This window comes from Streptomyces sp. NPDC046727 (genome assembly GCF_040645635.1).
GTDB lineage: Bacteria > Actinomycetota > Actinomycetes > Streptomycetales > Streptomycetaceae > Streptomyces.
Window position 1 is genome coordinate 33,447 of record NZ_JBEYYR010000031.1, and the last position, 17,400, is coordinate 50,846.

Annotated in this window: 17 protein-coding genes; 10 read left to right on the forward strand and 7 right to left on the reverse strand. The window is 72.1% G+C overall.

Going from position 1 to position 17,400, the window contains the following annotated elements:
- Positions 1–27: 27 nt before the first annotated feature.
- Both npdG and ABZ937_RS30790 read left to right on the forward strand, forming a co-directional pair.
- Positions 28–732: an NADPH-dependent F420 reductase gene (gene npdG, locus ABZ937_RS30785; protein ID WP_361696607.1), complete on the forward strand. Its 705-nt coding sequence runs from the start codon at positions 28–30 to the stop codon at positions 730–732.
- A 74-nt stretch (positions 733–806) separates the two neighbouring features.
- On the forward strand, positions 807–998 hold the full coding sequence (locus ABZ937_RS30790; RefSeq protein ID WP_361696609.1) for a hypothetical protein: 192 nt from the start codon (positions 807–809) through the stop codon (positions 996–998).
- On the opposite strand, the gene ABZ937_RS30795 is transcribed toward ABZ937_RS30790, so the two are convergent.
- Positions 988–1,788, reverse strand: a complete 801-nt coding sequence (locus ABZ937_RS30795; RefSeq protein ID WP_361696610.1) for a site-2 protease family protein — start codon at positions 1,786–1,788, stop codon at positions 988–990. The two genes, ABZ937_RS30790 and ABZ937_RS30795, sit on opposite strands and share 11 nt — an antisense overlap.
- 116 nt (positions 1,789–1,904) lie before the next feature.
- Here ABZ937_RS30795 and ABZ937_RS30800 point away from each other — a divergent pair, with 116 nt between their 5' ends.
- A complete protein-coding gene (locus tag ABZ937_RS30800; RefSeq protein WP_361696611.1) occupies positions 1,905–2,384 on the forward strand; it encodes a DUF6578 domain-containing protein in 480 nt (159 codons plus the stop codon).
- Positions 2,385–2,442: 58 nt separating this feature from the next.
- Positions 2,443–5,700, forward strand: coding sequence for a BTAD domain-containing putative transcriptional regulator (locus tag ABZ937_RS30805; protein WP_361696612.1), 3,258 nt, complete (start codon positions 2,443–2,445; stop codon positions 5,698–5,700).
- A gap of 13 nt (positions 5,701–5,713) precedes the next feature.
- On the opposite strand, the gene ABZ937_RS30810 is transcribed toward ABZ937_RS30805, so the two are convergent.
- From ABZ937_RS30810 to panB, 3 genes are all read right to left on the reverse strand, one after another.
- On the reverse strand, positions 5,714–6,544 hold the full coding sequence (locus ABZ937_RS30810; protein WP_361696613.1) for an ABC transporter permease: 831 nt from the start codon (positions 6,542–6,544) through the stop codon (positions 5,714–5,716).
- Entirely contained in the window at positions 6,541–7,566 is a 1,026-nt protein-coding gene (locus tag ABZ937_RS30815; protein ID WP_361696614.1) for an ATP-binding cassette domain-containing protein, read from the reverse strand. The genes ABZ937_RS30810 and ABZ937_RS30815 overlap by 4 nt, the downstream gene beginning before the upstream one ends.
- A gap of 170 nt (positions 7,567–7,736) precedes the next feature.
- Entirely contained in the window at positions 7,737–8,612 is an 876-nt protein-coding gene (panB, locus tag ABZ937_RS30820; protein ID WP_361696615.1) for a 3-methyl-2-oxobutanoate hydroxymethyltransferase, read from the reverse strand.
- A 199-nt stretch (positions 8,613–8,811) separates the two neighbouring features.
- Between panB and ABZ937_RS30825 the strand changes: the two genes are divergently transcribed.
- The 4 genes from ABZ937_RS30825 to ABZ937_RS30840 all read left to right on the forward strand — a co-directional run bounded on the left by ABZ937_RS30825 (position 8,812) and on the right by ABZ937_RS30840 (position 13,665).
- Positions 8,812–10,401, forward strand: coding sequence for an MFS transporter (locus ABZ937_RS30825; protein WP_361696616.1), 1,590 nt, complete (start codon positions 8,812–8,814; stop codon positions 10,399–10,401).
- Positions 10,402–10,477: 76 nt separating this feature from the next.
- Positions 10,478–11,107, forward strand: coding sequence for a TetR/AcrR family transcriptional regulator (locus ABZ937_RS30830; RefSeq protein WP_361696617.1), 630 nt, complete (start codon positions 10,478–10,480; stop codon positions 11,105–11,107).
- 187 nt (positions 11,108–11,294) lie between these two features.
- Positions 11,295–12,353, forward strand: coding sequence for an endonuclease/exonuclease/phosphatase family protein (locus tag ABZ937_RS30835; protein WP_361696618.1), 1,059 nt, complete (start codon positions 11,295–11,297; stop codon positions 12,351–12,353).
- Positions 12,354–12,450: 97 nt separating this feature from the next.
- Complete coding sequence (locus tag ABZ937_RS30840) at positions 12,451–13,665, forward strand: MFS transporter (protein WP_361696619.1); 1,215 nt, start codon at positions 12,451–12,453, stop codon at positions 13,663–13,665.
- Between the two features lie 70 nt (positions 13,666–13,735).
- Here ABZ937_RS30840 and ABZ937_RS30845 read toward each other — a convergent pair whose 3' ends face one another.
- From ABZ937_RS30845 to ABZ937_RS30855, 3 genes are all read right to left on the reverse strand, one after another.
- A complete protein-coding gene (locus ABZ937_RS30845; protein ID WP_361696620.1) occupies positions 13,736–14,062 on the reverse strand; it encodes a hypothetical protein in 327 nt (108 codons plus the stop codon).
- A gap of 1,585 nt (positions 14,063–15,647) precedes the next feature.
- Positions 15,648–15,998, reverse strand: a complete 351-nt coding sequence (locus ABZ937_RS30850) for an ATP-binding protein (protein WP_361696621.1) — start codon at positions 15,996–15,998, stop codon at positions 15,648–15,650.
- On the reverse strand, positions 15,998–16,219 hold the full coding sequence (locus ABZ937_RS30855) for a hypothetical protein (RefSeq protein WP_361696622.1): 222 nt from the start codon (positions 16,217–16,219) through the stop codon (positions 15,998–16,000). The genes ABZ937_RS30850 and ABZ937_RS30855 overlap by 1 nt, the downstream gene beginning before the upstream one ends.
- 115 nt (positions 16,220–16,334) lie before the next feature.
- Here ABZ937_RS30855 and ABZ937_RS30860 point away from each other — a divergent pair, with 115 nt between their 5' ends.
- Both ABZ937_RS30860 and ABZ937_RS30865 read left to right on the forward strand, forming a co-directional pair.
- The gene (locus tag ABZ937_RS30860; RefSeq protein ID WP_361696623.1) at positions 16,335–17,198 is read left to right on the forward strand and encodes a helix-turn-helix transcriptional regulator; all 864 of its coding nucleotides are present in this window, start codon (positions 16,335–16,337) and stop codon (positions 17,196–17,198) included.
- Positions 17,170–17,373 carry a DUF397 domain-containing protein gene (locus ABZ937_RS30865; protein ID WP_361696624.1) on the forward strand — a complete coding sequence of 68 codons (204 nt, stop codon included), beginning with the start codon at positions 17,170–17,172 and terminating at the stop codon, positions 17,371–17,373. Before ABZ937_RS30860 ends, ABZ937_RS30865 begins: the two co-directional genes overlap by 29 nt.
- Positions 17,374–17,400 lie beyond the last annotated feature (27 nt).

Consider the following 17,400-nt stretch of genomic DNA (forward strand, 5'->3'; position numbering starts at 1 on the left):
GCCCGGCGGCGGACGTAGAGTCGGGCCATGACCTCTACCGACAGCGCACAGAAGGCTCCCGCCAAGGACCCCTGGGACCTGCCCGACGTCTCCGGCCATGTCGTCGGCGTGCTCGGCGGCACCGGGCCGCAGGGCAAGGGCCTCGCCTACCGGCTCGCCCGGGCCGGCCAGAAGGTGATCATCGGCTCCCGCGCCGCCGAGCGCGCCCGGGCCGCCGCCGACGAACTCGGCCACGGCATCGAGGGCGCCGACAACGCCGAGACCGCGCGCCGCAGCGACATCGTGATCGTCGCCGTACCGTGGGAGGGCCACGGCGACACCCTGAAGGCGCTGCGGGAGGAACTGGCGGGCAAGCTCGTCGTCGACTGCGTCAACCCGCTCGGCTTCGACAAGAAGGGCGCCTACGCCCTGAAGCCGGAGGAGGGCAGCGCCGCCGAGCAGGCCGCCGCCCTGCTGCCGGACTCCCGGGTCGCCGCCGCCTTCCACCACCTGTCGGCCGTCCTGCTCCAGGACCCGGAGATCGAGCAGATCGACACCGATGTGATGGTGCTCGGCGAGGACCGCGCCGACGTGGAGACCGTGCAGGCGCTGGCCGGGCGCATCCCCGGCATGCGCGGCGTCTTCGCGGGCCGGCTGCGCAACGCCCACCAGGTCGAGTCCCTGGTCGCGAACCTGATCTCCGTCAACCGCCGGTACAAGGCACACGCCGGGCTCCGCGTCACCGACGTGTGAGCCGTAGGAGGGCGGCGGGGGGCGATGGGGGACACTGGTCGGCGAAGCAGTGTCCCCCGCAAGGAGCCGAGTCCATGCCCCGCATCGCCCTCTACACCCTCGCCGTCTGCGTCCTCGCCGTGGCCGCGGCCGTCGTCTCCTTCGCCCAGGGCAGCTGGCTGGGGATCGTCTGGGTGCTGCTGGCCGGGCTGTCCTCCAACATGACCTGGTACTACGTCAAGCGCGGCCGGGCCGCCGCCGGGCAGGACACGTCCGTCACGAGCTGAGCGAGCAGATCTCCGGGCTGTCCTGCCAGAAGCGGTAGCTCGTCTCGCCGCAGTACCGGGAGAAGTAGTCGACGTTCAGCGTGCGCATGATCGCGTCGATCACGTCGAAGAACGCGTCGTTGACCGACGGCAGCCACAGCAGCGCGAACACGAACAGCAGGCCGAACGGCGCGAACGGCTCCACCTGCCGCTTCACCTTGTACGACAGCCAGGGCTCGATCACGCCGTAGCCGTCCAGGCCCGGCACCGGCAGGAAGTTCAGGATCGCCGCCGTGACCTGGAGCAGAGCCAGGAACGCCAGCGCGAACCGGAAGTCGGCGGGCACGCCGTCCAGGGCGTGCAGCCAGAAGGGGGCCGTGCACACCGCGGCGAACAGCACGTTCGTCAGCGGGCCGGCCGCCGAGATCAGGCTGTGCCGCCAGCGGCCCCGGATCCGGTTCCGCTCGATGAAGACCGCGCCGCCGGGCAGACCGATACCGCCCATGATCACGAACAGCACCGGGAGCACGATGCTCAGCAGCGCGTGCGTGTACTTCAGCGGGTTCAGCGTGAGGTAGCCCTTCGCGCCGACCGTGATGTCCCCGCTGTGCAGGGCGGTGCGCGCGTGCGCGTACTCGTGCAGGCACAGGGAGACGATCCAGGCCGCGGTCACGAACAGGAACACCGCGACACCCGGCTGCGCGGCGAACCCGGTCCAGGTGGCCCAGCCGGTCACCGCCGTCACGGCCAGGATGCCGACGAAGACGGGACTGATCCGTCGCTCGCCGTGGCGGGTGGTGGCGGTGGTCATGTCGGACTCCTGTACGGCCGGGTCGGTCAGGGACTGCGACCGTACCGGCCGCTGACGCGAGGAGAAAACGTCTCGCGGTGGCCGTCCGGTTCCTGGAGGGTGAAGGAATGGCACGGATGAGGGTGTTCTACGGGGACTGGCAGATGGAGTGCTGCGGCACGCCGTTCCACGTCGGGGACGAGGTCGGCTGGCGGCTCGTCACCGTCGACGAGCGGGATCCGCAGGGCGAGTACTACGGCGCCGGGGCGTGGGTGGAGAACCACGGCGGCCCCGACCGCGAGACCACCGGCCGGGTCCGCGGCATCGACCTGGTACACCAGGAGTTCCTGGCCCGCCACGACCCGCGCGCCGTCGAGCCGCCCGCCGCGCCACCCGGCGAGGTGGTCTTCATGGCGACCGGGCGCGACCTGGAGGCGGTGCCCGGCGGACATACCCTGGAGCCCGTCGACGGCTGCCCGAAGTGGTTCGACGCGTTCGAGGACGAGGAGCAGCCGCCGCGGTCGGTCCCCTTCCGGGTCCGCCGCGCCGTCGGCGTCCTCGTCACCCTGGACGTCCCGGACGACCCGGGTCACCCCGACGACCCGGCACGCCCCTGACAGGCAGGCGCGGCACACCGCCGCAGCCCCGTGACCCCCGCCGACCCCTCCGGAGACAATGGACCCCGTGCGCTTCTCGCTGCTCGGCACCACCCAGGCAATCCGCCCCGACGGCACGACCGTCCCGCTCGGCGGGGCACGGCTGCGTGCCCTGCTGAGCGTGCTCGCCCTGCGGGCCGGCCGGACCGTGCCGGCGGGCGTGCTGGTGGACGAGGTGTGGGGCCCCGAGCCGCCCGCCGACGCCGCCGGCGCGCTGCAGGCGCTCGTCGGCCGGCTCCGCCGGGCCCTCGGCCCCGAGGCCGTCGCCTCCGCCGACGGCGGCTACCGGCTCACCGCCGCGCCCGACGACGTCGACCTCACCCGCTTCGAGCGGCTGACCGGCGACGGCCTCGGCGCCCTCGCCGACGGCGACCCGGCCAAGGCCGCCGCCGTCCTCGACGACGCCCTCGCCCTGTGGCGCGGGCCCGCCCTCGCCGACCTGCCCGACCGCGCCGCCGAGGCGGCCCGCTGGGAGACCCGCCGCCTCGACGCCCAGCGCGCCCGGCACGCCGCCGCCCTCGCCCTCGGCCGGGCCGAGCAGGCGCTGCCCGAGCTGACCGCCCTGTGCGACGCCCACCCGCTGGACGAACCGCTCCAGGCGCTGCGGCTGTGCGCCCTGCGCGACACCGGCCGCCCGGCCCAGGCGCTCGCCGCCTACGAGGACGTACGCCGTCTGCTCGCCGACCGGCTCGGCTCCGACCCCGGCCCCGAACTGCGCGCCCTGCACGCCGAGCTGCTGCGCGAGGAACCGGCCGACCCGCGCCCCGCGGCCCGCCCCGGCAACCTGCCCGCCCGGCTCACCTCCTTCGTCGGCCGGGAGACCGACATCCGCGCCATCGGCGCCGACCTCGGCGGGGCCCGCCTGGTCACCCTGCTCGGGCCCGGCGGCGCCGGGAAGACCCGGCTGTCCCAGGAGGCCGCCGAGGCGGTACGGCACACCGTCCGGGACGGGGTGTGGCTCGCCGAACTGGCCCCCGTGGACGACCCGGACGCCGTACCGCAGGCCGTGCTGACCGCGATCGGCGCCCGCGAGACCGTGCTGCACGGCGCCGGCGTGGACAGCATGCGCGCGGTCTCCGACCGGCACGACGACCCCCTCGAACGGCTCGTGGAGCACTGCGCCCGGCGCCGGATGCTGATCATCCTGGACAACTGCGAGCACGTCGTGGACGCCGCCGCCCGGCTCACCGAGGGCCTGCTGGCCCGCTGCCCGGAGCTGACCGTCCTCGCCACCAGCCGCGAACCCCTCGGCGTACCGGGGGAGCTGGTACGGCCCGTGGAGCCGCTGCCCGAGCCGGTCGCGCTGCGGCTGCTCGCCGACCGGGGCGCGGCGGCCCGCCCGGGCTTTCGCACCGAGGACGACCCCGAGGCGTGCGCCGAGATATGCCGCCGCCTGGACGGGCTCCCGCTCGCGATCGAGCTGGCGGCGGCCCGGCTGCGCATGCTGACACCCCGCCAGATAGCCGACCGGCTGGACGACCGGTTCCGGCTGCTCACCTCCGGCAGCCGGACCGTGCTGCCCCGCCAGCAGACCCTCAGAGCCGTCGTGGACTGGTCCTGGGACCTGCTGGACGCCGGTGAACGGGACGTCCTCGCCCGGCTGTCGGTCTTCGCCGGCGGCTGCGACCTGGCCGCCGCCGAGGCCGTGTGCGGGCCGGCCGCGCTGGACGCCCTCGGCTCCCTGGTCGACAAGTCCCTGGTGGTGGCCGCCCCCGCCGCCGACGGCGGCATGCGCTACCGGCTGCTGGAGACCGTCGCCGAGTACGCCGCCGAACGGCTCACCGAGACCGGACGCCGTACCGAGGCCGAGCACGCCCATCTCACGTACTACCGCGAACTCGCCCGCACCACCGACCCGTTGCTGCGCGGCCCCGAGCAGCGCGCCGCCATCGACCGGATCCAGCTGGAGTACGAGAACCTGCGCACCGCCCTGCGGCACGCCGTCGCCGAACGCGACGAGCAGGAGGCGCTCTGCCTGGTCCTCTCCCTGCTCTGGTTCTGGCAGATGCGCGACCAGCGCGTCGAGACCCGCACCTGGTGCAAGGAGGTCATGGCGCTCGGCCCCGACCCGTTCGCCGAGCCGGTCCGCCGCGCCGCACCGGTGTGGCAGCGCTGCACCGACGCCCCGCCCCCGTACACCGGCGAGATCCTCGCCGAGGCCCGGCGCGGCGTCCACCTGGCCCACCTGGCCTGCATGGACACCGAGATCGACGCCTGGCAGACGCCCGAGGCGCAGGCCAGGCTGCGCGCGGTCACCCGGGTCTACGAGCCCGGCATGCCGCAGACCTGCCGGATCCCGGGCGCGCTGTGGTTCTTCGCCGTGCTGCTGACCGGCGGCGCGGACCAGCTGCGCACCATCGTGGACGCCGCCGTGCGGACCAGCCGGAACACCCCGGGCTACGAGTGGGAGCTGGCCGGCGCGCTGCAACTGCGCGCCGGCCTCCTCGCCAACCGCACCGCCTGGGCCGGCGACGCCACCCGCGACGCCGACGAGGCCCTGGAGATCTACCGCCGCCTCGGCGACACCTGGGGCCTCACCGAGGCCCTGTCCGCCCGCGGTGAGGCCCGCGAACGCAAGGGCGCCCACCGCGAGGCCGTGGCCGACTACCAGGCCGCCGTCGACCATGCCGAACGGCTCGGCGCCCGCGCCCAGGTGGCCGTGCTGCGCGCCCGGCTCGGCAACGTGCTCCTGGAGTCGGGCGAGACCGAACGCGGCGAGCGGATGCTCCGTGAAGTCGTCGCCAGCCAGGACGGCACCCTGAACGAGGCGATGCCCGCCGCCCGGCTCTTCCTCGCCTGCTGGCTCGGCCTGACCGACCGCACCGAGGAGGCCCGCGCACAGCTGCGGCTGCTGCGCGAGGAGGTCACCATCTCGCACTTCGTCGTCTTCGACACCATGATCCTCTGCCAGGAGGCCTGGCTGGACGCCCTGGACGAGCGCATCGAAGAGGCCCTGACCCGGGTGCGCGAGGCGCTGCGGCTCGCCGCCGACCCGCTCTCCCAGACCATCACCCCGCATCTGCACTCCGTCTGTCTCACCACCGCCGCGATGGCCCTGGCCCGCGCCGACGACGGCCGCCGCGCCACCGACGCCGCCCGCTGCCTGGCCGCGGCGGACGCCCTCCTGCCGGCCGGTCACATCTCCTCCGGGGTGGAGCGCCGGGTGTACGACCTGACCGAGGCCCGGATCCGGGAGACGCTCGACGCACCGGCGTACGAGGCCGCCTATGCCGAGGGCGGTGGCCTCTCCCTCGCGGAGGCCACCGCCCTGGTCTGACCGGCGCGGAACGTCAGCTCTTCGTACGGAACTTGTGGATGGCGACCGGGGCCATGAGCGCGGTGAGGCCGACCGACCAGATGAGCGTCACCCACATCGGGTGCGCGACCGGGCCGCCCTCCATCAGCCCGCGCGCGGTGTCGGCCAGCGCGGAGAGCGGGTTGTAGTCGGTGAACGCCTGCAGCCAGCCCGGCATCGTCGCGGTCGGCGCGAAGATCGACGAGCCGAACTGCAGCGGCATCAGCACCAGGAAGCCCATCGCCTGCACCGACTGGGCGCTCTTCATCACGACGCCGAGGGTCAGGAACACCCACATCAGCGCGGAGCCGAACACCGCGGACAGCCCGATGGAGGCGAGCAGGCCGCCCCAGCTGTGCACGTCGTAGCCGACGAGGAGCGCGACCACCAGCAGGACCACGGTCGCGAACAGCATCCGCATCAGCTCCACCGCGATCTTCGCGAAGAGGACGGAGCCGCGCCCGATGGGCAGCGAGCGGAAGCGGTCCATGACACCGGAGTTGAAGTCCTGGTTGAAGCCGGTGCCCACGCCCTGGGCCATGTTCATGCCCATCATGGCGAGGAGTCCGGGGATCACGTACTGGACGTACCGGTCCTGGCCGCCGCCGCCCAGCGACTGCCCGATGGAGCCGCCGAAGACGTACACGAACAGCAGGGTGAAGATCACCGGGAAGAGGATGGCGTCGAACATCGACTCCGGGTCCTGCCGGATCCACAGCAGGTTGCGGCGGATCAGCGCCCCGGTGTGCCGGAGGTGGGCGCGCAGCGGGATCGGCGTGTCGACCTTCGCGGCGGCCTGGGACGGGGAGAGAGCGGCGGCGCTCATACGGTGACCTCCTGGAGGTCGTCGGCGGGCGTGGTGTCCTGCGGGGCACTGGCGCGGTGGCCGGTGAGGGACAGGAACACCTCGTCCAGGCTGGGCAGTTCGGTGGTGATGGAGGAGATCGTGATGCCGCGCGCGGTGACCGCGCCGACCACGGCGGTCAGCTGCTCGTCGCTGAGGATCGGCACCAGCAGGGTGCCGGTCTCGGCGTCCACGGTGGTGGCCGCGAGTCCGGTGATGCCCAGCTCGTCCAGCATGGTGGCGAGCGGGCCCAGCTCCAGGGGGTCGACCGGGCGGACGCGCAGGGTGCGTCCGCCGACGCGGGCCTTCAGCTCCTCGATCCCGCCCTTGGCGATGACCTTGCCGCGGTCCACCACGGTCAGCTCGGAGGCGAGCTGCTCGGCCTCCTCCATGTACTGGGTGGTGAGCAGCACGGTGACGCCGTCGCCGACCATGGCCTTGACCTCGTCCCACACCTCGTTGCGGGTGCGGGGGTCGAGTCCGGTCGTCGGCTCGTCCAGGTAGAGCACGGCCGGCCGGCCGATCATCGAGGCGGCGAGGTCCAGCCGCCGCCGCATGCCACCGGAGTAGGTGCTCGCCGGCCGCCGGGCGGCCTCGGTCAGCGAGAACCGCTCCAGCAGCTCGTCGGCGCGGGCGCGGGCGTCCTTGCGGGACAGGTCCAGCAGGCGGCCGATCAGGTACAGGTTCTCCCAGCCCGGGAGCTTCTCGTCCACGGAGGCGTACTGTCCGGTCAGTCCTATCACCCGGCGCAGCTGCCGGGGCTGCCGTACGACGTCGTAGCCGGCCACGACGGCCTGGCCGGCGTCCGGGGTGATGAGGGTGGACAGAATCCGTACGAGGGTGGTCTTGCCGGCGCCGTTCGGCCCGAGCACACCCATCACGGTGCCCTCGCGCACGTCCAGGTCGACACCGTCCAGTGCCTTGGTCTCGCCGTAGTGCTTGACCAGCCCCCGTACGGTCACGGCGGAGCGGCCGCCGGCGGGGTTGTCGTCGATTCGCGTCATGGGGAAGAAGGTGCCAGGCCCCACCGACAAACCACCGACAGGCCGCCGACAGCCACCGACAGCCACCGACAGCCACCGACAAGACGCTGACGACCACTGCGGGCGCAAAAAAGGGGACAGCCCGCCGACGGGGGAAGATCGGCGGGCTGTCCGGGGTGTTGCCGCAATGGCTAGTGGACGCTGTGCTCCTCCAGCGGGAAGGTCCCGCCGACGACGTCCTCCGCGAACTCCTTCGCCGCGTTGCCCATGACCTCACGCAGATTCGCGTACTTCTTGACGAACTTCGGGACCCGGCCGGAGGTCAGGCCGAGCATGTCGGTCCACACCAGGACCTGCGCGTCCGTCTCCGGGCCCGCGCCGATGCCGACGGTCGGGATGTGCAGCACCCGCGTCACCTCGGCGGCCAGCTCCGCCGGCACCAGCTCCAGGACGACCGCGAACGCGCCCGCGTCCTGCACGGCCTTCGCATCGCGCAGCAGCTGCTGGGCAGCCTCCTCGCCGCGCCCCTGCACGCGGTAGCCCATCGCGTTGACGGACTGCGGGGTCAGCCCGATGTGGGCCATGACCGGGATGCCGGACTCCACCAGCAGCCGGATCTGTTCGTGCGAACGCTCGCCGCCCTCCAGCTTGACCGCGCCGACCCCGGCCTCCTTCACCAGCCGGGTCGCCGAGCGCAGCGCCTGCACCGGACCCTCCTGGTACGAGCCGAAGGGGAGGTCGCCGACGATCAGGGAGCGCTGCGTGCCGCGGACCACGGCCGCGGACAGCATCGTCATCTCGTCGAGGGTGACGGGCACGGTCGTCTCGTACCCGAGGTGGCAGTTGCCCGCCGAGTCGCCGACGAGGATCACCGGGATCCCGGCCTCGTCGAAGACGGACGCGGTCATCGCGTCGTAGGCGGTGAGCATGGGCCACTTCTCGCCCCGCTCCTTGGCGAGGGCGATGTCGCGCACGGTGATGCGGCGGGTGCCCTTCCCTCCGTACAGCGCCTTGCTGCCGTCGGAGGGCCTGTTCTGCACAGTCTGGGCAGCCGGAAGCTGCGTCATGGCAATGGCTCCTTCAGTCATCTCGAGGCGCCCATTACGGCGTCCCCGGATTCGCCTCCATGGTGGCACCTCGTGCCAGACAGAGCCAGAGGGGGCCCCTGTGATCCCCGACAGTGGCCGAGAACGAGCTGTGTAAGGCATTGGTAAAGAAATAAGATACGAGACCGTTCCGTATCGGAATGATCGTAGTCTCGAACACATGACAAGTCCTGCCCCCGCCCCTTCCCGGATACCGGAAGCGGTGCACCGGCGCCGTTGGGCGATCCTCGGCGTGCTGATGCTGAGCCTGCTCATCGTGGTGCTCGACAACTCGATCCTGAACGTCGCCATCAAGACCATCTCCACCCCGGCGCCCACCGGCCTCGGCGCCACGCAGAGCGAGATCGAGTGGGCGATCAACGCCTACACCCTCGTCTTCGCCGGCCTGCTCTTCACCGCCGGCCTCGTCGGCGACCGGCTCGGCCGCAAGAAGGTGCTGCTCGGAGGCATCGCCGTGTTCGGCATCGGCTCCGCGCTCGCCGCCGAGTCCGGCTCGCCCGGCCAGCTGATCGCCTACCGCGCGCTGATGGCCCTCGGTGCCGCCTTCGTCATGCCCGCCACCCTCGCCGTCCTCATGAACGTCTTCGAACGCGAGGAGCAGCCCAAGGCCATCGGCATCTGGGCCGGCGGCGTCGGCCTCGCCATCGCCATCGGCCCGATCACCGGCGGCGCGCTGCTCGACCACTTCTGGTGGGGCTCGGTCTTCTTCGTCAACGTGCCGATCGTGATCGTCGCGCTCGCCCTGATGGCCTGGCTGGTGCCCGACTCCCGCGACCCCCGGCCCGGCCGCCTCGACCCCGTCGGCGTGGTCCTGTCCGTCGTCGGCCTCGTCCTGCTGGTCTACGGCATCATCAAGGGCGGCGAACTGGCCGACTTCACCGACCCCAAGGTGCTGGCCACCATCCTCGCCGGACTCGCCGTCCTGACCGCCTTCGTCGTCTTCGAGAAGCGCAGCGACCACCCGTCGCTGGACGTCACCTACTTCAAGAACAAGGTCTTCTCGGCCGCCATGAGCGCCATCGCGCTGGTCTTCTTCGCGCTGATGGGCGTCACGTTCTTCGGCGTCTTCTACACCCAGAGCGTGCGCGGCTACTCCCCGCTGGAGTCCGGCGTGCTGATGCTGCCGCTCGCCGCCGCCCAGCTGATCTTCGCGCCCCGCGCCCGGCTGCTGGTCGACCGGTTCGGCAACAAGGCCACCACCACCGCCGGCCTGGTGCTGATCGCGGTGACGCTGGCCGCGTTCGCCACCTTCGAGGCCGACACCCCCATCTGGCTGCTGGAGGTCGTCTTCTTCCTCATGGGCACCGGCATGGCGCACATCATGACGCCGACCTCGGTCGTCATCATGCAGGCCCTGCCCCGCGAGAAGGCCGGCTCCGCCTCCGCGCTCAGCAACACCTTCCGCCAGGTCGGCGGCGCCCTCGGCATCGCCGTCCTCGGCTCGGTGCTCGCCACCTCCTACCGCAACGGCATCGAGGGCAAGCTCGGCGCGCTGCCGCCCGGCCTGCGCGACACCGCCGCCGAGTCCATCGAGGCCACCCTCGGCATCGCCGAGAAGCTCGGCCCGCGCGGCGAGGCCCTGGTCACGCCCGCCCACGACGCGTTCCTGCACGCCATGCACATCACCGCCCTGTGCGGTACGGGCGTCGCGCTGGTCGGCGCCGTGGTCACCGCGCTGTTCCTGCCGGGCAAGCCGCCGGCCGCACCGCAGGACGCGAAGGAGGCGGAGCTGGTCGCCGCGCGGGACTGAGGTCCCCGGTCACTTCCACCGGGCAGGGAGGCGGCTGCGGGACAATTCCCCCAGCACAGCGAGAGGACGGACCGACGTGAGCCTTGCCGACAGCCGGACGCGCCCGGAGGCGCCCGCGCGGGGCCGCCCGCGCAGCGAAGCCGTGGAACGCGCCATCCTGGAAGGCGTGATGAAGCTCCTGGAGGAGGGCGTGCCCCTCGCCGAGCTGTCCATCGAGCGGGTCGCGCGCACGGCCGGCGTCGGCAAGGCCACCATCTACCGCCGCTGGAGCGGCAAGGAGGAACTGTTCGTCGACGTCGTACGCGCCGCCGAACCCCCCGACCCCGTACTCCCCGGCACCTCCCTGCGCGACGACCTCGTCGTACTGCTGGAGGCCCTGCGCCAGCGCGGGCTCATGAGCCGTTCGTCGGCCATCCTGCACAACGTGTACGCGCAGATGAAGTCCGCCCCCCGGATCTGGGCGGCCTACCACGCGAGCGTCATAGCGCCCCGGCGCGTCGTCGCCCTGGACGTGCTGCGCCGCGCGCAGGAGAACGGCGAGATCCGGGCGGACGTCGACCTGGAGCTGGCCAACGACATGTTCGTCGGCCCCATGCTCGTCCGCTCGGTCATGCGCCCCGACGCCGAGCTGCCCGAGGGGCTGGCGGAGCAGATCGTCGACACGGTCCTGGAGGGCCTACGACCCGTCAGCTCGACGGCCTCGTAGCACTAATGTGCACGTTTCGTCACAGACCTCGCCGGCACCGGGGGTGACAGGAACTCCCGGCACGGCTTCCTTCGTCCTCGTCTTCCGTACGGCCGTCATGGGACGGCGGGAACGGAGCCGATCATCCCCTAGGGTCGGAAGAGCACGGGGGCGAACGGTGTGCACGGCAGGCAGTGAGGCAGACGGTATGGCGCAGCAGGCGTACATGACGGAGACGGCGGGCGGCGGCTCGGGGCCCGAGCGACCGGGATCCCGGCTTCGGCGCCTCGCGCACCGTCTGTTCGCCGGCTGGCGGGGCGATCCACGCGTCTGGCGTCGCGGCATCGTCCTCGCCGTACTGGCCCTGCTGCTCGCCCTGGTGATGCTGGTGCACTCCCGCATCCCCAACGTCATCGGCAATCTCGGCAGTCTCACCGAGACGTTTCTGCCGTGGCTGGGCCTGGCCGTCCCGGTGTTGCTGGTGCTCGGTCTGATCCGGAAGTCGGCGACCGCGCTCATCGCCGTGACGCTGCCGGCGATCGTGTGGCTCAACCTCTTCGGCGGGCTGCTGACCGACAAGTCGGGCGGCGGCGGCGACCTCGGCGACCTCATGGTGGCCACCCACAACGTCAACGCCGACAACCCCGACCCGGCCGCGACCGCCACCGACGTCGCCGCGTCCGGTGCCGACGTGCTGGCCCTGGAGGAACTGCCGGCCTCCTCCGTCCCCGTCTACGAGAAGGCGCTCGCGCCGACGTACAAGCACCACGCGGTGGTCGGCACCGTCGGGCTGTGGAGCAGGTACCCGATGACCGACGTCCACGCCGTCGACATCAAGCTCGGCTGGAAGCGGGCGATGCGCGCCACCGTGACGACCCCGCGGGGCCCGGTCGCGGTCTATGTCGCGCACCTGCCCTCGGTGCGGGTGAAGATGGAGGCCGGATTCACCGCCCGGCAGCGGGACAAGAGCGCCGACGCGCTGGGCGAGGCCATCGCCGACGAGCCCCTGAAGCAGGTCGTCCTCCTCGGTGACCTGAACGGTACGATGAACGACCGCTCGCTCAACGCCGTCACCTCGCAGCTGCGCTCCACGCAGGGCGCGGCGGGCAGCGGTTTCGGGTTCAGCTGGCCGGCGTCGTTCCCGATGGCGCGCATCGACCAGATCATGGTCAAGGGCGTCGAGCCGGAGAGCTCCTGGACGCTGCCGCGGACGAACAGCGACCACCTGCCGGTGGCGGCCCGTGTGAAGCTGGACACGTCCTCGTAACCGGCAGGAATACTGGGCCTGAGAGGCTTTGTTCCGTAGCTGAACATAATCTGGTCACGGAACCCCGCTCTCTTACTTCGAAAGGCACAGGCCCTTCATGCCCCTGGCCCTGCTCGCACTGGCCGTCGGCGCTTTCGGTATCGGTACCACCGAGTTCGTGATGATGGGGCTGCTCCCCGACGTCGCGGACGACCTGCACATCTCCATCCCCAGCGCCGGGCACCTGGTCTCGGCGTACGCACTGGGCGTCGTCATCGGCGCCCCGCTGCTGGCCGCGCTCACCGCCCGGATGTCCCGCCGCACGGTGCTCATCGGCCTGATGGCCCTCTTCGTCGTCGGCAACGCGCTCTCCGCGCTCGCCCCCGGCAACGGCTCCCTGCTGGCCGCCCGCTTCCTCAGCGGCCTGCCGCACGGCGCCTTCTTCGGCGTGGGCGCGGTCGTCGCCACGGCGATGGTCCCGCCGGAGCGCAAGGCCCGCTCGGTGTCCCTGATGTTCCTCGGCCTGACCGTCGCCAACATCGCCGGTGTGCCCGCCGCCACCCTCATGGGCCAGCACTTCGGCTGGCGGGCGACGTTCCTCGCGGTGAGCGTGATCGGCGTGGCGGCGATCGCCTCCCTCGCCCTCCTCATCCCGCACGATCACGCGTCCGCTCCTACGGCGGGCCTGCGCGGCGAACTGGCCGCCCTGAGGTCGGTGCCGGTCTGGCTGGCCCTCGGTACGACGGTGGCGGGCTTCGGCGCGCTCTTCGCCGCCTACAGCTACGTGACGCCGATGCTGACCGACGCGGCGGGCTTCGCCGAGACCAACGTGACCCTGCTCCTCGCCCTCTTCGGCGTGGGCGCGACCGCCGGCAACCTGCTGGGCGGCCGTCTCGCGGACCACTCCCTGCGCGGCACCCTCTTCGGCGGCCTGGCGTCCCTGGCGGTCGTCCTCGTGCTCTTCCCCTTCCTGATGTGGGCGGAGTGGAGCGCGGCCCTCGCGGTGGCCCTCCTCGGCATGGCGGCCTTCGTGACCGGCTCCCCGCTCCAGCTGATGGTGATGGAGAAGGCCGCGGCGGCCCCCTCCCTCGCCTCCTCCGCCAACCAGGCCGCCTTCAACCTGGCCAACGCCGGCGGCGCCTGGATCGGCGGCCTGGCCCTCGCGGCCGGCTTCGGTACGACGTCCCCGGCACTCGCGGGCGCGGCCCTCGCGGTCCTGGGCCTGGGCGTGGCGAGCGTGGCGTACGCGGTGGACCGCAGGCGGGCGACTCCGTCGGTGGGCCGGGTGGTTGCGGGACGCGTACCGGAGGAGTCGGGCGCGCTGCACCACTGACGCCGGCGGCGGGCATGGGTACGGGTGGGCGTACTGGTGCGGGTACGGGTGCTGGTACGGCTAGAAGCCCCTAGTCGCCGACGAACCAGAGACAGCCCCCCGGCGTCGCGGCGCAGGCCCGCAGCAGCTCGGCCAGATCGAGCAGGGCCGCTCTCTGGGCCGGGTCGGTGCACTCCCGTACCAGGGCGGCCACCTCAGGAAGGGCGGCCTCCGCGTCCTGCTCGGTGAAGCGGGTGTCCCGGTAGGGATCGACCCGCGCGAGACGACCCCGGACCACCCCGTCCAGGGCCTGGGCGAGCGCGTCCCCGTGCTCGTGGGAACCAAGGATCACGACATCCCGCTGCCGCCCTTTCCCCCGCGCGGCCCGCTTGACCCGCAACTCCAGCTCTATACCCACGACTCACCCCGGTACGGCTTCTCTCACCTGCCTGAGCCGCCAAGGTATCCGCCGGCCCACTGGGGGCGCTTCGGGTGACTGTTGGCAGGGGGAGGGTGTGGCCGCTGGCGGTGCGGTGAAGTGGCCGTTGGGCCGCTCGCTTCTCGGCCAGTGTCGGGCTTCCGCGAGGTGAGTCAAGGGCGCTCCCGTTCCGCTGCGCTCCACTCCCGCGTCGGCTCCGCCGATGGCCCTCCGGGCCACCCTTGACACACCTCGCTCCAGCCCGGGTGAGAAGCGAGCGAGCGGCCCGGAAAGGCGGTGGCCCTGACCGGCACCGGGCCCTGGGGTGGGTCGAGTGCGTGCCCTGGGCTGGGGGTGCGCGGCCGCGTCTCGCATGGACGCCGGGTGGGGATGGCGGCGAGCGGCGGGTGGGTGGTGCGCGCTCGCGCCTCGCATGGACGCCGGGTGGGTTTGGCGGCGAGCGGTGGGTGGGGGTGGGGGTGCGCGCTCGCGTCTCGCATGGACGCCGGGTGGGTTTGGCGACTTGCGGTGGGTGGTGGGTGCGCGGTCTCGCCTCGCCTGCACGCCGGGTGGGCTTGGCGACTTGCGGTGGGTGGTGGGTGCGCGGTCCCGTCTCGCCTGCACGCCGAGTGGGATCGGCGGCTGCGGGTGGCGGGTGGGGCGCGGTCGGGCCTCGCATGGACGCCGGGTGGGATTGGCGGCTCTCCCTCGTCGTCATGGGGCCTCACTGGCGCCTCCCATGGAGGGATTGGCGGATCTGGGCCAGCCGGGGGCGGCAATGTCCAAGGCAGGCGAGGAGGGATAGCCGATGAAGGTGGCCCAAGTCCGCCAATCACGGCTGTCGTGTGACGTGAGGGGCTGATGGGACGGCCTCAGCGGGCCGCCAAGCCCGCGCGGCGTCCGTGCGAGGCGCGGTGGCGCACCCGCCCAACCGCCGCAAGACGCCAAACCCACGCGGCCTCCATCCGAGGCCCGACCGCGCACCCTCCCACCCACCGCTCGCCGCTAAGCCGACCCGGCGTGCAGGCCACCCGTGACCGCGCCCCACCCGCAGCCCGCAGCCGCCAAACCCACCGGGCGTGCTGGCGAGGCGCGCCCGCGCACCCACCCCCACCGGCCGCATGCCGCTAAGCCGACCCGGCGTGCAGGCCACCCGTGACCGCGCCCCACCCGCAGCCCGCAGCCGCCAAACCCACCCGGCGTGCTGGCGAGGCGCGCCCGCGCACCCACCCCCCACCCACCGCTCGCCGCCAATCCCACCCGGCGTCCATGCGAGGCGCGAGCGCGCACCACCCACCGGCCGCATGCCGCTGAGCCGACCCGGCGTGCAGGCGAGGCGCGGACGCGCCGCCCTCCCCACGATGCGGACGCAGCCGACCCAAGGGGCCAACGGACCTCAGCCGGCCACTTTCCCCGGGCTGCCCGCTCGCTTCTCACCCGGGCTGGAGCGAGGTGTGTCAAGGGTGGCCCGGAGGGCCATCGCCGAAGGCGACGCGGGAGTGGAGCGCAGCGGAACGGGAGCGCCCTTGACTCACCTCGCGGAAGCCCGACACTGGCCAAAGAAGCGGGCGGCCCAACGGCAACTTCACAGCTCGCACCACACCGTCTTCCGGTCCGGCCACTGCTCCACGCCCCACCTCTCGGCAAGCGCGTCGAGGAGAGCCAACCCCCGCCCGGACTCCTCCGTTTCCATGGCGGAGAGGCGGACGGGCAACACGCGCGGGTCGGGGTCGGTCACCTCGATACGGGTACGGCCGTGATCCGCCGTACCGATGACCCTGACGGTCACCGGTGTGCCCTCGCCGACGTGGTCAATCACGTTCGTCAGCAACTCGGTTACGCACAGGCGGACCTCGTACTCGTGCTCGCGGAGGTGGTAGCGCAGGTCCGGTGCCGCCTTCGGCGTGGCGAGCAGATGGAACTCCATCGGGGGCATCACTCGGCCGCCGTCTTCCTCAGCGCGGCGGCCAGGGCGCGTGCCGTGGCCGTGTTGCAGTTCCCGAGCGTGACCAGTCCGGCTGGCGGACAGTACGTACTTGCCAAGCTCGGCAGGTCGACGCGGAGGGACGGGAGCGTGATGCCGTGCAGGGCGAGCGCGGCGCGCAGGTCCTCGACGCAGAGGGTCACGTCGTAGGCGGTGGGGGAGTGGTCCGGCATGGGCGGCAGCCACCTTCTGTGCGGTGTGTGACGAACGGCTCACAGCGTGTCGCCGGACTCGCTACCGTGAAAGAGGTTTCGCGTTCGCGACCAGGGCAGCGGAGGAGGGCGAGCGGTGGCTCGGGGCAAGGACATTGACGGCTCGATGAGCGTCCCCACCTTTTACGGCAAGGAGCTGCGGTGGAAGAGGGAGGCGGCCGGCCTGTCGCTGGAAACGTTCCTTGAGGGCAGCTTCTACGGCAAGACCTACCTCAGCGACATCGAGCGCGGGGAGCGGAGAATGCCGCTCGACCTGGCTCGGCATGCGGACCGGGTGCTGGGAACCGACGGGTTCTTCGAGCGGCATTGCGAGGATGTGCGGAAGGCGCGGCGGGGGCCGCATGCCGCGTACTTCGAGAAAGTCCTGGAGGCGGAGAAGTACGCGGAGTCCATTGAGGAGTGGTGCCCCATCACGTTCCCCGGGCTGCTCCAGACGGCGTCGTATGCGCGGGCCATGGTCCGGTCGGCTCACCCGGCGGCCTCCGACGAGTGGGTCGAGGAGAAAGTGACGGCCCGTCTTGCTCGCGCCCGCCTCTTCGAGGATGACCACGCCACCCCGGAGTACTGGGCGATCCTGCACGAGTCGCTGGTCACCGAGCCGCTCCTGTCGGCCCAGGACATGACCGCGCAGCTTGACCGCATCGCGCAGTTGGCGGAACGGCGCCGGATCACTCCGCAGATCGTTTCGCGGAAGTGTGGCGCGTATCCCCTGATGGTGGCGTCCGTCATGATCATGGACTTCCCGGATGCTCCACCGTTGATCTACACCGAGGCGTCCTACAGTGGGGACACCGTTGACGATCCGGCGCTCGTGAAGCAGTACCGCAAGGCATACGATCGGCTCAGGGCCGTCGCGCAGTCACCAGACACGTCCCTCGCCATGATCAAGGCAGCGGCAGAGGATTACCGAAATGGCAAGCAACCGGATCGACTTGAGTGAAGCGCTCTGGTTCAAGAGCAGCTATAGCAACGGTGACGGCGGCAACTGCGTCGAAGTAGCCCCCAACATCCCCGGCCTCGTCCCCGTACGCGACTCCAAGCTCCCCGACGGCCCGGCCCTCCTCCTCACCCCCACCGCCTGGACCCCCTTCATCACCGCGCTCAAGACCGCATGACGCAACGGGGGCGTGAGGCGTTCAACG